At 66.6% G+C, this 12,475-nt stretch carries 16 protein-coding genes; 5 read left to right on the forward strand and 11 right to left on the reverse strand.

All coding sequences use genetic code 11. The features are described 5' to 3' along the window. Positions 1 to 32 precede the first annotated feature (32 nt). Genes LC407_RS02030 through LC407_RS02050 form a run of 5 tightly spaced genes read right to left on the reverse strand, consistent with a single transcriptional unit; the run spans position 33 to position 3,071 of the window. The gene (locus LC407_RS02030; protein WP_059063450.1) at positions 33 to 512 is read right to left on the reverse strand and encodes a hypothetical protein; all 480 of its coding nucleotides are present in this window, start codon (positions 510 to 512) and stop codon (positions 33 to 35) included. A 47-nt stretch (positions 513 to 559) separates the two neighbouring features. Next, positions 560 to 820, reverse strand: a complete 261-nt coding sequence (gene minE / locus LC407_RS02035; protein ID WP_005408532.1) for a cell division topological specificity factor MinE — start codon at positions 818 to 820, stop codon at positions 560 to 562. A gap of 2 nt (positions 821 to 822) precedes the next feature. Then, entirely contained in the window at positions 823 to 1,632 is an 810-nt protein-coding gene (gene minD / locus LC407_RS02040) for a septum site-determining protein MinD (RefSeq protein WP_025873877.1), read from the reverse strand. A gap of 36 nt (positions 1,633 to 1,668) precedes the next feature. Continuing rightward, on the reverse strand, positions 1,669 to 2,529 hold the full coding sequence (minC, locus tag LC407_RS02045) for a septum site-determining protein MinC (RefSeq protein WP_059063452.1): 861 nt from the start codon (positions 2,527 to 2,529) through the stop codon (positions 1,669 to 1,671). Beyond that, on the reverse strand, positions 2,475 to 3,071 hold the full coding sequence (locus LC407_RS02050; RefSeq protein ID WP_025873875.1) for a GNAT family N-acetyltransferase: 597 nt from the start codon (positions 3,069 to 3,071) through the stop codon (positions 2,475 to 2,477). The genes minC and LC407_RS02050 overlap by 55 nt, the downstream gene beginning before the upstream one ends. A 150-nt stretch (positions 3,072 to 3,221) precedes the next feature. Between LC407_RS02050 and LC407_RS02055 the strand changes: the two genes are divergently transcribed. The 4 genes from LC407_RS02055 to LC407_RS02070 all read left to right on the forward strand — a co-directional run bounded on the left by LC407_RS02055 (position 3,222) and on the right by LC407_RS02070 (position 6,864). Beyond that, positions 3,222 to 4,427, forward strand: coding sequence for a sensor histidine kinase (locus LC407_RS02055; RefSeq protein WP_025873874.1), 1,206 nt, complete (start codon positions 3,222 to 3,224; stop codon positions 4,425 to 4,427). Further along, entirely contained in the window at positions 4,427 to 5,068 is a 642-nt protein-coding gene (locus LC407_RS02060) for a response regulator transcription factor (protein ID WP_025873873.1), read from the forward strand. Before LC407_RS02055 ends, LC407_RS02060 begins: the two co-directional genes overlap by 1 nt. Before the next feature lie 245 nt (positions 5,069 to 5,313). Further along, on the forward strand, positions 5,314 to 6,387 hold the full coding sequence (locus tag LC407_RS02065; protein WP_032975952.1) for an SRPBCC family protein: 1,074 nt from the start codon (positions 5,314 to 5,316) through the stop codon (positions 6,385 to 6,387). 105 nt (positions 6,388 to 6,492) lie between these two features. After that, positions 6,493 to 6,864, forward strand: a complete 372-nt coding sequence (locus LC407_RS02070) for a DUF423 domain-containing protein (protein ID WP_223482112.1) — start codon at positions 6,493 to 6,495, stop codon at positions 6,862 to 6,864. Between the two features lie 262 nt (positions 6,865 to 7,126). On the opposite strand, the gene LC407_RS02075 is transcribed toward LC407_RS02070, so the two are convergent. The 6 genes from LC407_RS02075 to LC407_RS02100 are packed head-to-tail and all read right to left on the reverse strand — an operon-like array spanning position 7,127 to position 11,110. Further along, positions 7,127 to 7,936, reverse strand: coding sequence for a M15 family metallopeptidase (locus tag LC407_RS02075; RefSeq protein ID WP_223482113.1), 810 nt, complete (start codon positions 7,934 to 7,936; stop codon positions 7,127 to 7,129). Between the two features lie 9 nt (positions 7,937 to 7,945). Next, a complete protein-coding gene (locus LC407_RS02080) occupies positions 7,946 to 8,539 on the reverse strand; it encodes a PH domain-containing protein (protein ID WP_025873869.1) in 594 nt (197 codons plus the stop codon). Continuing rightward, positions 8,536 to 9,825 carry an alpha/beta fold hydrolase gene (locus tag LC407_RS02085; RefSeq protein ID WP_223482114.1) on the reverse strand — a complete coding sequence of 430 codons (1,290 nt, stop codon included), beginning with the start codon at positions 9,823 to 9,825 and terminating at the stop codon, positions 8,536 to 8,538. The genes LC407_RS02080 and LC407_RS02085 overlap by 4 nt, the downstream gene beginning before the upstream one ends. A gap of 2 nt (positions 9,826 to 9,827) precedes the next feature. Continuing rightward, positions 9,828 to 10,007, reverse strand: coding sequence for a DUF4177 domain-containing protein (locus LC407_RS02090; RefSeq protein WP_025873867.1), 180 nt, complete (start codon positions 10,005 to 10,007; stop codon positions 9,828 to 9,830). Further along, entirely contained in the window at positions 10,004 to 10,183 is a 180-nt protein-coding gene (locus LC407_RS02095) for an Arc family DNA binding domain-containing protein (RefSeq protein ID WP_223482115.1), read from the reverse strand. Before LC407_RS02095 ends, LC407_RS02090 begins: the two co-directional genes overlap by 4 nt. A 45-nt stretch (positions 10,184 to 10,228) precedes the next feature. After that, a complete protein-coding gene (locus tag LC407_RS02100) occupies positions 10,229 to 11,110 on the reverse strand; it encodes an SPFH domain-containing protein (RefSeq protein ID WP_025873866.1) in 882 nt (293 codons plus the stop codon). A 145-nt stretch (positions 11,111 to 11,255) separates the two neighbouring features. On the opposite strand from LC407_RS02100, the gene purT reads away from it, so the two are divergent. Next, on the forward strand, positions 11,256 to 12,443 hold the full coding sequence (gene purT / locus LC407_RS02105) for a formate-dependent phosphoribosylglycinamide formyltransferase (protein ID WP_223482116.1): 1,188 nt from the start codon (positions 11,256 to 11,258) through the stop codon (positions 12,441 to 12,443). Positions 12,444 to 12,475: the final 32 nt, after the last annotated feature.

The following is a 12,475-nucleotide window of genomic DNA, read 5'->3' on the forward strand; positions in this document are numbered from 1 at the left end:
GCCGCCGGGCATGGCCCGGCGCTACCGATGCGTTACGCCACCGGCAAGCCGCGTTCGATCAGCCACGCTTTTGCGTCTTCGGCGTCCTGTTCAAACCACGCCTTCGTCGACCCCAATCGATACGTATACCCCCACGCATCCATGTCGGCCATCAGCCGCTCACTGCCGACACCGGGCAGGTACCCGGCCAGCACGATCTGCAGGTAGCAGGTGGCGTCTTCTTCGGGCACCGAATCGGTGGCGTCGGTATGCACCTGCGCGCGCCGCTCCGGTGGCAGCACGATCAGGTGGCAGGCTTCGTGCAGCATCGAATGCACCGGCGTGTCATCGCGTACGTAGACGTCGCTGGCGATGATGCCCGCCTCGGGCTCGCCCCAGTAACTGCCCGGGATCGGCTCGCCGGCCGCAACGTGATGCAGGCGCAGCTCATGTGCAGCGAGCAGGCGCTGGGCATCGGCGAAGGCGATGTCGCCGACGCGGGTAACGTTCGGTTCGGGCGTGGTATCAGTCATGCGGGTCAGGCAGCCCCGCCCATGCAGGCACGGGCGGGGCAGGGGGGTCAGGGTTTGTCCGGGCCTTCAGGCAGCGCCACGGAGATGTCCAGCACGTCGTGCTGGCCATCCTTGACCAGGTCCACCTTCACTGCATCGACGTCGATGTTGACGTACTTCTTGATCACTTCCAGCAGCTCGCGCTGCAGCAGCGGCAGGTAGTCGGGACCGCCACGGTGGCTGCGCTCCTGCGCGATGATGATCTGCAGGCGGTTCTTGGCGGTTTCGGCGGTGGTCTTCTTCGCTTTGAGGAAATCAAACAGGCCCATGCTTACCCTCCGAACAGCTTGCTGAAGAAGCCCTTCTTCTCGACGTTGGTGAAGCGCATCGGGCGTTCTTCGCCGAGGATGCGTGCGACGGCGTCGTCATAGGCCTGGCCGGCAGCGGATTCGCCATCCAGGATGACCGGCTCGCCCTTGTTGGAGGCATTGAGCACGTCGCCCGATTCGGGGATCACGCCGATCGCCTTCAGGCCAAGGACCTCCTCGACGTCGGCGATGCTGAGCATCTCGCCGCTTTCCACACGCACCGGGGTGTAGCGGGTCAGCAGCAGGAAGGCCGGCACGTCCTGGCCGGATTCGGCCTTGTGGGTCTTCGAATCGAGCAGGCCGATGATGCGGTCCGAGTCGCGTACCGAGGACACTTCCGGGTTCACCACCACCACGGCGCGGTCGGCGAAGTACATCGCCAGGAAGGCGCCCTTCTCGATGCCGGCCGGGGAGTCGCAGATGATGTAGTCGAAGCCGTCGGCGGCCAGGTCCTTCAGGACCTTGCCCACGCCTTCCTGGGTCAGTGCATCCTTGTCGCGCGTCTGCGAGGCAGCCAGCACGAACAGGTTGTCGAAGCGCTTGTCCTTGATCAGGGCCTGCTTGAGGGTGGCTTCGCCGTGCACGACATTCACGAAGTCGTACACCACGCGGCGTTCGCAGCCCATGATCAGGTCGAGGTTGCGCAGGCCGACGTCGAAGTCGATCACCGCCACCTTCTTGCCACGCCTTGCCAGGCCGCAGGCCAGGCTTGCGCTGGAAGTGGTCTTGCCGACGCCGCCCTTGCCGGAGGTGACTACGATGATTTCAGCCAAAGGACTTCTCCTGATGATTCTGTTTGAGGTGCTGCATCAGTCCAGCGCAGCGATCTTGATCTGGTCCTGTTCCAGCCACACCTGCACGGCCTTGCCGCGCAGGGTTTCCGGTACATCGTCCAGTACCTTGTAGTGGCCTGCAATGGCGACCAGTTCCGCATGGAAATCACGGCAGAAAATGCGTGCCGCGGTGTTGCCCTGGGCCCCCGCCAGCGCACGGCCGCGCAGGGTTCCGTAGATATGGATGCTGCCATCGGCGATGACCTCGGCGCCGGCGCCGACGGTGGCCATCACGGTCAGGTCGCAGTTTTCCGCATACAGCTGCTGCCCCGAACGCACGTTGCCCAGCTGCATGCGGCCCGGCTGTGGTGCGGCGGCATCGGCAGCCTTGCCCATCGGCGTGGCCGGAGCCGGAGCCGGCGCGGCCTTCGCTTCGGCGCGCGCGGCACGGCGCGGTTCCGGTGCGGGTGCCGGCGGCGGGGCAGGTTCTGCCTCGGCGCGCTCGTACTGGGCGCGGAACTTGGCCAGCAGCGGCAGGCCGAGCTGCTGCGAGAGCAGGTCGACCGCACTGGTGCCATAGGCCAATGCCACCGGCAGTACGCCGGCACCGCGCAGGCCATCGACCAGCGCCTGCGCCGTTGCCACGTCGGGCACCTGGCTGAGGCCGCCGAAGTCCAGGATCACCGCTGCACGGCCGAACAGCTTCGGCGCACGGCTCACCCGTTCCTGCATTTCCTGCACGAGGCGTTCAACATCGAGGGTGCGGATGCGCAGGTTGGCGATGCCCACCTGGCCGATCTTCAGTTCACCGGCCTGTTCGTAATCGAAATTCACTGCCACGCTCAGGTCCCCGTCGACCGCTGTGCCTGCGCCGGCAGCTGCCGGTCGCGCGCCCATGCAACATCAGGCAGCTTGCCGCCATAGGTTTCATTCACCCACGGGAAGCTGCACAGTTCCTTGGCCAGCATGCTGGCGCGCACGTCCACCTGCGGCATGGTGTTCTGGCCCAGCTCGCGGAAGCCGAAGCTGCCGTGGAACAGCAGGGCGGCATCGGCGCCGTGGTCCAGGAACACTTCACAGGTCATCTGCGGGTAGCGCAGCTCGGCGAAGCTCTGGGCGTCGGCATAGAACGCACGGCCGACGCCACCACCGCGACGGCGGCTGGCGACCACGATGCGGTCGATATAGAAGAAGGGGGTGTCCAGGTGCTGCTTGAACCAGGCGAAATTGCTGCTGTCGTGCTGGCTGTCGCTGCCGAAGCCGATCAGGAAGCCGGCCAGGTTGCCGTCGCGCTCGGCGACGCGGAAATATTCAGCGGTTGCATAGAACAGGCGCAGGCGCTCGGCATCCAGGGGAAGGATGGCCAGGCCAGCATTGTTGTTCAAAGCCAGGACGGAATCGAGCTCGTGCTCGCGCACGTCGCGGATGACAATCGACATTGTGACTCCGTGGGGTAACGCGGTTGGTCCCATGTACGGACCCTGCGCATGATTATTGCATGCCCGGGGTGGGCTGCGGCATGAACAGGGGACCGCACCGAACATGACTTTATGCCCTTGGGCCCTGACGCGCACAGGCTACGATGGGCCATGCTGGCCCGACTCAACCACAATGCGATGCTGCGCTACTCCGGGTTGTTCACCTGGGGCACCGTCGGCCTTTGGCTTGCGATCTACCTGATCGATCCGGTGTCGCTGACACTGGAAAGCCTGGACGGCGAGGCCGGCTTCCGGATCATTCCCTGGGCCTCGGCCTACCTGGCCTTCGGCTTCGTGTACTGGGTGCTGACGCGCTCGCTGGGCGAAAGCCGGCCCGGCTTCTTCGACCATGCCGCGCTGATCCTGCTGACGGCCTGCGCGATCGGCGTGAGCTATTTCTCCGGCACCGCACTGGGCAGCATCCTGCTGATGGTGGTGGCCGGCCTGCTGCCCTGGCTGCTGGGCCCGCGCATCGGCGTGGTGTGGCTGGTGGCCAGCAACCTGGCCGTGCTGCCGGTCTACATCCAGCCGCTGGGCTTCCCGCCGGTCATCGCCGTGCTGCAGGCCGTCGGCTACATGGGTTTTTCCAGCTTCGTGTTCGTGATCGCGCTGGTTGCGCGCCGCCAGGCCGAGGCGCGCGAGGAGCAGCGCCGGCTGAATGCCGAACTGCGCGCCACCCGTGCGCTGCTGGCCGAAAGCGCGCGGGTGAACGAGCGCACCCGCATTTCGCGTGAACTGCATGACCTGCTGGGTCATCAGCTGACCGCGCTGACCCTGAACCTGGAAGTGGCCGGCCACCTCGCCGAGGGCCAGGCGCTGGAGCACGTGAAGCGCTCACATGCCCTGGCCAAGCTGCTGCTGGGCAACGTGCGCGAGGTGGTCAGCCAGCTGCGCGAGACCGGCGCCATCGACCTGGCCGCTGCGCTGCGTCCGCTGACCGAGCACGTGCCGTCGCTGGACATCCAGCTGGAGATCGAGGAGCCGCTGAACGTGGAAGACCCGCAGCGGGCCCACGTGCTGCTGCGCTGCACCCAGGAGATCATCACCAACACGGTGCGCCATGCCGGCGCCCGCCACCTGTGGCTGCGGGTGTACCGTGAGGTCCCGGACCAGGTCGTGGTGGAGGCCCGCGACGACGGTGTCGGGGCGGAAACGGTCAATGTGGGCAATGGTTTGCGCGGCATGCGCGAACGCCTGCAACAATGTGGAGGCCAGCTGCAGGTGGAGACCCGCCCCGGCGAAGGCTTCCGGCTGCGGGCGACGGTACCGGCAACGGTGCTGGCGGCCCTTACCCAGGTTCCTGAAGGAGTGCGTTGATGATTCGCGTCTGCCTGGTCGACGACCAAACCCTGGTGCGGCAGGGGATCCGCTCGCTGCTGGCGCTCGACGACGGCATCGAAGTGGTGGCCGAGGCCGCCGATGGCCGCCAGGCGGTCGAGCTGATCCCGCAGATCCGCCCGGACGTGGTCCTGATGGACATGCGCATGCCGGTGATGTCCGGGCTGGAGGCGCTGCAGGTGCTGTCACGGCAGGAACAGCTGCCCCCGACCATCATCCTGACCACCTTCGACGATGACCAGCTGGTGCTGGCCGGGCTCAAGGCCGGTGCCAAGGGCTACCTGCTCAAGGACGTGACCCTGGCGCAGCTGGTCGGGGCGATCCGCACGGTGGCCGATGGCGGTTCACTGGTGCAGCCGGCGGTGACCCAGCGGCTGCTGTCCGGGCTGGAGCACATGCGCAACGACTTCGTCAGCCTGGACCGGCCCGACCCGCTGACCGACCGTGAGACCGAGATCCTGCGGCTGATGGCCAGCGGTTTCTCCAACAAGGAGATCGCCAATTCGCTGGGGGTCGCCGAGGGCACGATCAAGAACCATGTGTCCAACATCCTTTCCAAACTGGGCGTACGTGACCGTACGCGTGCAGTCCTGAAAGCGTTTGAACTCCAGTTGGTGTGAGGAAAATCCTTTAGCGACAAAGACTTGGCACGCAGTCTGGGCCCGGATTCAGGGTTGCCCCCCACTTGCCCCCTACATGCCGGGTACGCGGATGCGTTACCCTTCGAATTCTTTGTGCATACAAATGCGCAGCCGGCACGGAAACCGGTGCGCCAATCCCGATAACCAATGCCCGCGAAGCCTGCTAGGATTGGCGCTTCGCTTCAATCAACCCGGCCGTGGGATCGGCCCCGGAGACTCTCTGAATGACCCGTATTATCGAGTTCCTGATCGCCTTGGGGATCGTGGCTGGCCTGTTCGTCATCATTGGCGTCTGTCTGCCGGGCGAGCGTCACATCACCGAAAGCATCGAGACCAACCGCAAGATGACGATCGTGTACGACACGGTCAGCAGTCTGCGCCGCTTCAAGGACTGGAACCCGCTGGTACTGCGCGATCCCGCCGTTGAACTGAAGCTGTCCGGCCCGGCCTCCGGCGTCGGTGCCACTCTCGACTACACCTCCAAGGACCTGGGCACCGGTTCCTGGAAGGTGACCGAAGCCGAAGAGAACAAGCGTGTTGTTATCGCCATCGACGACGCCTCCAAGGGTCACGACAAGGTCAGCACCTTCACCCTGGAGCCGACCGGCAAGGGCGGTCGCAACGTCAAGATCACCCAGGACTACTCGGTGAAGTATGGCTTTGACCTGTTCGGTCGCTACGCAGGCCTGTATGTCAGCCGCCAGATCGGCGATGACATCAAGATGGGTCTGTCGCGCCTGGCGAACATGCTGGCCACCGTGCCGAATGTCGACTACCGCACTTCCGAAGCTCCGCTGACCGATCTGGGCATCGTCGATGTCCCGGCCGAAGACCTGCTGGTCGTCACCGCCGGTAATGTCGACCGTGGCCAGGATTCCATCACCAAGTCCATCAAGGACAACCAGGAGTGGATCAAGCGCGTGATCGAGGCCAATGGCCTGGAAGCCGCCGGTCCGCTGCGTATCATCACCACCGATTTCGGTGCTGAGAAGTACGCCTTCGACATCGCCCAGCCGGTGAAGAAGAAGGGTGCTGAAGGCGTGCCGGCCGAACAGCTGACCGTCAAGATCGACGGTGGCGCTCCGGTCAAGTACGTCCGCGTTGCTCCGCACCGTTCGGCGCATGCGGCCTACACCGGTCACATGGCAGGCCTGGACGTTGCCCGCAGCGCCCTGCGCGCCTGGGCCGTGACCTCGGGTAACGAAGTCATCGACCGTCCGTACGAAACCTGGAAGGACGGCGTGGACAAGTCGTTCACCCCGGAAGCGACGTACGACATCTACTGGGCCGTCAAGTAAGCCTCGGCTGACCCATGTAGTGCTGGACACGAAAACGCGCCGCTTCCTGCGGCGCGTTTTTTTTTCATCCCGAGCCCGGTGTCGGGCATTGCGCAAGGAGCTGTCATGTTCAATTCCGAACGACGCGCGCGTAAACCGTCGTTGCTGGCCTGCCTGGGGGCGCTGCTGGCAGCGGCCTCGATCGGTCTCTCGGCCTATGCCGCGCATGGCGTGTCCGATCCGCTGGCGCAGCAGCACCTGAACATGGCGGCGTTGTACGCCTTTGCCCATGGAGCGGTACTGACCGCCCTCGGCCCCCGCGCGCAAGGCGCGATCGCGCATCTGGCGTTGTACGTGTTGCTGCTGGGCGTGCTGCTGTTCTCCGGCAGCCTGGTGGGCGGTGCGCTGTGGCAGTGGCCGACCCGGCTGGCGCCGGTAGGTGGCACCACGCTGATGGCCGGGTGGGTACTGCTGGCGATCAACGCGCTGCGGCGCTAGCCGCAACGCCCAAGCACTGGTAGCGCCGGGCCACGCCCGGCGTCGAGCGCAGCGACCCGCGTCTGCCTTTGCTTTTTTGTTTGTTCAATTCCGTGGCGGACGTACGCGGAAACTGTCCGTGGCCGGGAGGGTGGGCGGCGCAGGGGCGTAAGCGCCATGGATGGCGCGCCCGAGCTTACATGGACGTACTTGCAGCGGCCCCTGCGCCGCCCACCCTCCCGGCCAGCCCGAGGACCGCAGTCGAGCAGCTGCCACGAGGGGCTCAGCCGTTGGCCGGTTTCCAGCACCAGTGCCACGGTTCGTAGACGATCCCATGCGGGTTGTCGCGCGGATAGCTCAGATGGAACCCGTGCGCCGCCGCATTGGACTGCAGCCACGCAAACGCAGCGGTCGCCTCGAAGGTCTCCTCTGCCGGCGCATCCCCCGGTGTGCCGATGTCCAGCGCGTGACCACTGTGGTGTTCGCTGAAACCAGGGGCGGCATTGACCTTCAGGATCTGCGGCACGCTCTGCCCGCGCGCCAGCTTGCGTTCGAAAATGCCGAGCTGATACGCATGGCTGCGGAAGCCGGAGATCGCGTCCAGTGCAATTCCATCCCGGGCGGCATGCAGGCGCATCCGTCGCCAGCCCTGCGCGGCACCGCGGCGCAGCCACAACGGGCGGGCAAAGCGATCACGTCCGGCCAAGTGCAGCGCGCACGGCTCGGCTTCCAGTGCCAGCCCGCTGTCGTGCGCATAGCGCTGTGCATCCAGGCCCAGCTGCTGCAGGCGCTGTTGCAGGCCAACCAGCGGCAGCCACTGGTCTTCCAGTGCAGCGCCGAACGGTCGTGACCGTGCGCCATCCAGCAGGGCCAGCGCGTCCTCCACGCCGGGCTCGCGTGGCAGGCGCGGCACCAGCGAGTGCACACCGTGCGCCAGTACTGCCGCCAGGTAGCGGCCATCGCGCTTGCGCCGCAGTACCCATTGCGCGCGGGCCAGCAGGCGGGCGTCGAGATTGCTGCGCGCGCGCAGCAGCGGCGCAGGCCACAGTTCGACGGTCTCGGTATTGATCAACAGCGGAGTGCTACGGTGCATCGATCCAGCTTACTGCCGTGGCGCCGTGGCGGCCACCTTGCGCAGCGCCTCGAGCAGGGCCTGCGGGCGCTCCAGGCTGAGCAGCAGGGTGCTGCCGCCGCGCACCGGAATCACCAGCGTGCGTGCGCGGTCGGTGACCAGCGCAAAGCCCTTGCCGCCGCCCTGCAGGCGGAAGTGCCCGGAATAGAAGCCGGGCATGCTGTAGCCGTTGGTCTTGAAACGGATGCCATAGCGGCGATCACGGCTCAGGTCGACCACCTCGGCCTGGTCCAGCAGCAGGTCGGCCACCGGCGTGCGGCGACGGTACAAGGTTGAACGCACGTCCAGCACGTTGCCTGCCAGCTCCACCCGGCGGCGGAAGAACGCCCAGCCCAGGCCGATGCCCATCAGCACGATCACCGCCAGGCTCCATGCCGCGCTGCCGCCCATCAGGAAGAACGGCGGCGACAGGGTGACCTCCATCCAGGGAGCCTCGCTGCGATTGTCGTGCAGCTGTGCCCACATGCCCACGCCCAGTACCGCCAGCAGTGGCAGCAGCACCCACAGCACCCGCAGCGAAGAACTCTCGGCAACCTCGAACGGGCGTGCATCACTGCCGCTCATCGCTGCGCCTCCACCCAACGCGCAACGTCATCGATCAGCTGCCCATCCACGTGGCCCGGCTGCGCGTATTCCTTCAATGAACTGGGGCCGCTGCCGGCGATGCCGATGTGGTTGAGGGCAGGGTAGGCCTTCCATTGCACGTCCCGGCGATCGGCCAGGGCTTTTTTCCACAGTGCCCAATCCGTTTCCGGTACCTGGAAGTCGCGGCCCCCGTGCAGCATCAGCAGTGGTTTTTTCAGCGCAACCGCGTCGCCGCGTGCGTTCACCGCTTCGATGCTTTTCCAGAACGTCTGCGGCGTGCCCAGTGGCAGTTCGCTGGCGGGTGCAGGCGCGTTGCTGCGGGCCGCGGCGATCTGCGCGTCGAGCTTGTCCAGGAACGCTTGCTCCGGGGCGTTGATCGAGCCGTCCAGCGACAGCAGGTAGCGGTTCTGCTCCGGCAGCAGTTCAAGCAATGTGCGCGCCGGCGCGGCCCACAGGATCGCGCCGCGCGCCTGTGGCCAGCGGCTGGCGATGCGCGGGGCGAGCATGCCGCCCTGGCTGTGGCCGAGCACGAAGATCCGCTTGCCGTCGATGCGTGGGTCCGCCGCCAACGCGCTCAACGCGGCGATGGCATCGTCGGTGGTCTCGTCATCAACGTTGAAGCTGCCGCTCTGGAAGTCCTGGGGGCGGGCATGGGTGCGCTTGTCGTAGCGCAGCACGGCGATGCCCTGGGCGGCCAAGCCGCGGGCGATGTCCAGGAACGGACGGTTGCCACCGATGGTTTCGTCGCGATCCTGTGGGCCGGAGCCGTGCACCAGCACTACGGCCGGGAACGGTCCTTTGCCCTTGGGCAGGGACAAGGTGCCGGGCAGCGCGCCGCGTGCCTGTGGCACGCTGAAATCGGCTTCGCTGTAGTTCGCGTCGGCCGGCGGTGGCGCTGCCTTGGCGGCCGGGGCCGGGCGCAGCAGCAGGCCCGCTACTTTGTCCTGCCCGTTCACCGCCACCTGCGCGATCACCGCGCCACTGGCGAACTGCAACGGTACTTCCACCAGGTGCACGCCCTGCTGCTCACTGCTGTGCGCCGGGCCGCGCTGCTTCAGCTCACCCAGCGACTGCCACAGGCCCTGCAGCTTGTCGGCAGGCACAGCCGCGGCCATCTGCGGGGTCAGCATGGCCTCGGCATCGGCGGTGCGCCCTGCCTGCAGGTGATCGAGCAGGCGTGCTGCGACCTGCTGCGGTTCGCCAGCGGATGCACTGGCGGACAACAGGGCAAGGGAAACAGCAAGCAACGAGCGGCGTGCGCTCATGGTTACAGCTCCTTCTTGAAGACCAGCAGGGCCGGGCGCATCGGCGCCGGGACGATGATGTTGACCAGTTCCCAGCCCAGCTGGCCCTGGCGGCTGAGTTCGGCCTGGATGTCATCGGCCTTCTGCAGGCCCATCATGGATGTCTTGACCTCGACGGTCAGGTAGCTCCAGCGCTTGCTCATTCCTTGTCCTCCGGCGATGGCTTGGGTTTCGGCAGGCGGCCTGCCTTGCGCAGTGCCTCGCGCAGCACGTATTCGATCTGTGCGTTGAGGCTGCGCAGTTCATCGTCCGCCCAGCGCTGTGCGGCCGCCAGGACCTCGGCGTTGATGCGCAGCGGATAGGCTTTTTTCTCGCTCATGCAGACTCCTGGCGGGGCGGTGGGGCGCCCCGTTGCGAGGGTGGCTCAGTACAGCGAGCCGGTGTTGACGACCGGCTGCGTGCCGCGGTCCGAGCACAGCACGGTCAACAGGTTGCTGACCATGTGCGCCTTGCGCTCCTCGTCCAGCTGCACCACGCCGTTTTTCTGCAGCTCGGCCAGCGCCATCTCGACCATGCCGACCGCACCGGCGACGATGCGCGTGCGTGCGGCGATGACCGCATTGGCCTGCTGCCGCTGCAGCATCGCCTGGGCGATTTCAGCGGCGTAGGCGAGGTGGCTGATGCGCGCATCGATCACCTGCACGCCGGCATCGGCCAGGCGCTCGGCCAGTTCGTTCTTCAGGTGCTGGGAGATCTCGCTGGCATGGCTGCGCAGCGCCAGCTGGCCGTCCTCGTGCTGGTCATAGGGGTAGCTGGTGGCCATCGCGCGCAGCGCCGATTCGGACTGGATGTGCACGAAGCTCTCGTAGTCGTCCACGTTGTAGACCGCTTCGGAGGCATCGACCACCTGCCAGACGATCACCGCAGCGATCTCGATCGGGCTGCCGTCCAGCTCGTTGACCTTCAGCTTGCCGCTCTCGAAATTGCGCACGCGCTGGCTCACGCGGCGCTTGCTGAAGAAGGGATTGTTCCAGCGCAGGCCGTTGTCCTTGACGGTGCCGACGTACTTGCCGAACAGGCTGACCACCGCCGCCTGGTTGGGCTGCACGGTGTACAGACCGGCCAGCGCGACCAGCGCCAGCGCAGCGATCAGCAGGCCGGCCAGGATCAGCAGCACGTTGGGCGAGCCGGTGCTGGCCTTCGCCGCGACCCCGGCCACGAACAGGGCGCCGCCGGCGAGGGCTACGACCAGGGACCCGGCGAGCGCGCCCAGGCCGTTGAGGGAGGACAGCGACTTCTCTTTCATGGCGGTACGTCCTTGAGGGTTCGAATTGAAGATATCAAAGTGATATCACATTCGGGCTACCGTTCGTCGGCTGGGCGTGCCCAGGCGCTGCGGCTGGACCGGCTAGAATGCCCACCCGCCTTCACATCGCTGCTGGAACCCCGCCATGGCCAAGCTTGGAACCCCGTTGTCCCCCTCCGCCACCCGTGTGCTGCTGCTGGGCTCGGGCGAACTTGGCAAGGAAGTGGCCATCGAACTGCAGCGACTGGGCGTGGAAGTGATCGCTGCCGACCGTTACGCCGATGCCCCGGCCATGCAGGTGGCACACCGCTCGCACGTGATCGACATGCTGGACGCGATGGCCCTGCGCCAGTTGATCGCCCAGGAGCAGCCGCACCTGGTGGTGCCCGAGATCGAGGCGATCCATACCGAGACCCTGGTGCAGCTGGAGCAGGAGCAGGGCCTGCGGGTGATCCCGACCGCGTGTGCTGCGCGCCTGACCATGGACCGTGAGGGCATCCGTCGCCTGGCCGCCGAGACGCTGGGCCTGCCGACCTCGCCGTACCGCTTTGTCGACACCGAGGCCGAGTACCGCGCCGCCGTGGCGGCGATCGGCCTGCCGTGCGTGGTCAAGCCGGTGATGTCGTCCTCGGGCAAGGGCCAGAGCACGCTGCGCAGCGAGGCGGACATCGCCCCGGCATGGGAATACGCGCAGACCGGTGGCCGTGCCGGCGCCGGCCGCTGCATCGTCGAGGGTTTCATCGACTTCGATTACGAGATCACCCTGCTGACCGTACGCCACGCCGCCGGGACTTCGTTCTGCGCGCCGATCGGCCACCTGCAGAAGGAGGGCGACTATCGCGAAAGCTGGCAGCCGCAACCGATGTCGGACAATGCGCTGGCGCGTGCCGAGGAGATCTCGCGCGCGATCACCGATGACCTCGGTGGCTGGGGGCTGTTCGGCGTCGAACTGTTCGTGAAGGGCGACGAGGTGTGGTTCAGCGAAGTATCGCCGCGCCCGCACGACACCGGCCTGGTGACGCTGGTCTCGCAGGAGCTGAGCGAGTTCGCGCTGCATGCGCGGGCCATCCTCGGCCTGCCGATCCCGGTGATCCGCCAGAGTGGCCCATCGGCCTCGTGCGCGCTGCTGGCGCATGGCGAAGGCGTGCCGTACTTCAACAACGTGGCCGCCGCGCTGCAGGTGCCGGACACCGCCGTGCGCCTGTTCGGCAAGCCGAGCGTGCATGGCCACCGCCGCGTGGGCGTGACCCTGGCGCGCGCGGAATCCATCGACGAAGCACGCGCCATCGCGCGTGACGCCGCCGAAGCGATCGGCGTCGAGCTGCGCTCGTAAAACGGTAGCGCCGGGCCATGCCCGGCGGCTTC

It is taken from the genome of Stenotrophomonas sp. OVS01A (assembly GCF_019969775.1).
Lineage (GTDB): Bacteria > Pseudomonadota > Gammaproteobacteria > Xanthomonadales > Xanthomonadaceae > Stenotrophomonas > Stenotrophomonas indicatrix.

What these genes read in the sequence shown, in the direction of transcription:
- LC407_RS02090 (WP_025873867.1), bottom strand. Translation starts at nt 10,007, where the DNA reads ATGAGCAAGCGCTGGAGCTACCTGACCGTCGAGGTCAAGACATCCATG.
- LC407_RS02080 (WP_025873869.1), bottom strand. Translation starts at nt 8,539, where the DNA reads ATGAGCGGCAGTGATGCACGCCCGTTCGAGGTTGCCGAGAGTTCTTCG.
- LC407_RS02065 (WP_032975952.1), top strand. Translation starts at nt 5,314, where the DNA reads ATGACCCGTATTATCGAGTTCCTGATCGCCTTGGGGATCGTGGCTGGC.
- LC407_RS02030 (WP_059063450.1), bottom strand. Translation starts at nt 512, where the DNA reads ATGACTGATACCACGCCCGAACCGAACGTTACCCGCGTCGGCGACATC.
- minC (WP_059063452.1), bottom strand. Translation starts at nt 2,529, where the DNA reads ATGGGCGCGCGACCGGCAGCTGCCGGCGCAGGCACAGCGGTCGACGGG.
- LC407_RS02060 (WP_025873873.1), top strand. Translation starts at nt 4,427, where the DNA reads ATGATTCGCGTCTGCCTGGTCGACGACCAAACCCTGGTGCGGCAGGGG.
- LC407_RS02100 (WP_025873866.1), bottom strand. Translation starts at nt 11,110, where the DNA reads ATGAAAGAGAAGTCGCTGTCCTCCCTCAACGGCCTGGGCGCGCTCGCC.
- purT (WP_223482116.1), top strand. Translation starts at nt 11,256, where the DNA reads ATGGCCAAGCTTGGAACCCCGTTGTCCCCCTCCGCCACCCGTGTGCTG.
- LC407_RS02050 (WP_025873875.1), bottom strand. Translation starts at nt 3,071, where the DNA reads ATGTCGATTGTCATCCGCGACGTGCGCGAGCACGAGCTCGATTCCGTC.
- LC407_RS02085 (WP_223482114.1), bottom strand. Translation starts at nt 9,825, where the DNA reads ATGAGCGCACGCCGCTCGTTGCTTGCTGTTTCCCTTGCCCTGTTGTCC.
- LC407_RS02070 (WP_223482112.1), top strand. Translation starts at nt 6,493, where the DNA reads ATGTTCAATTCCGAACGACGCGCGCGTAAACCGTCGTTGCTGGCCTGC.
- minE (WP_005408532.1), bottom strand. Translation starts at nt 820, where the DNA reads ATGGGCCTGTTTGATTTCCTCAAAGCGAAGAAGACCACCGCCGAAACC.
- LC407_RS02055 (WP_025873874.1), top strand. Translation starts at nt 3,222, where the DNA reads ATGCTGGCCCGACTCAACCACAATGCGATGCTGCGCTACTCCGGGTTG.
- LC407_RS02075 (WP_223482113.1), bottom strand. Translation starts at nt 7,936, where the DNA reads ATGCACCGTAGCACTCCGCTGTTGATCAATACCGAGACCGTCGAACTG.
- LC407_RS02095 (WP_223482115.1), bottom strand. Translation starts at nt 10,183, where the DNA reads ATGAGCGAGAAAAAAGCCTATCCGCTGCGCATCAACGCCGAGGTCCTG.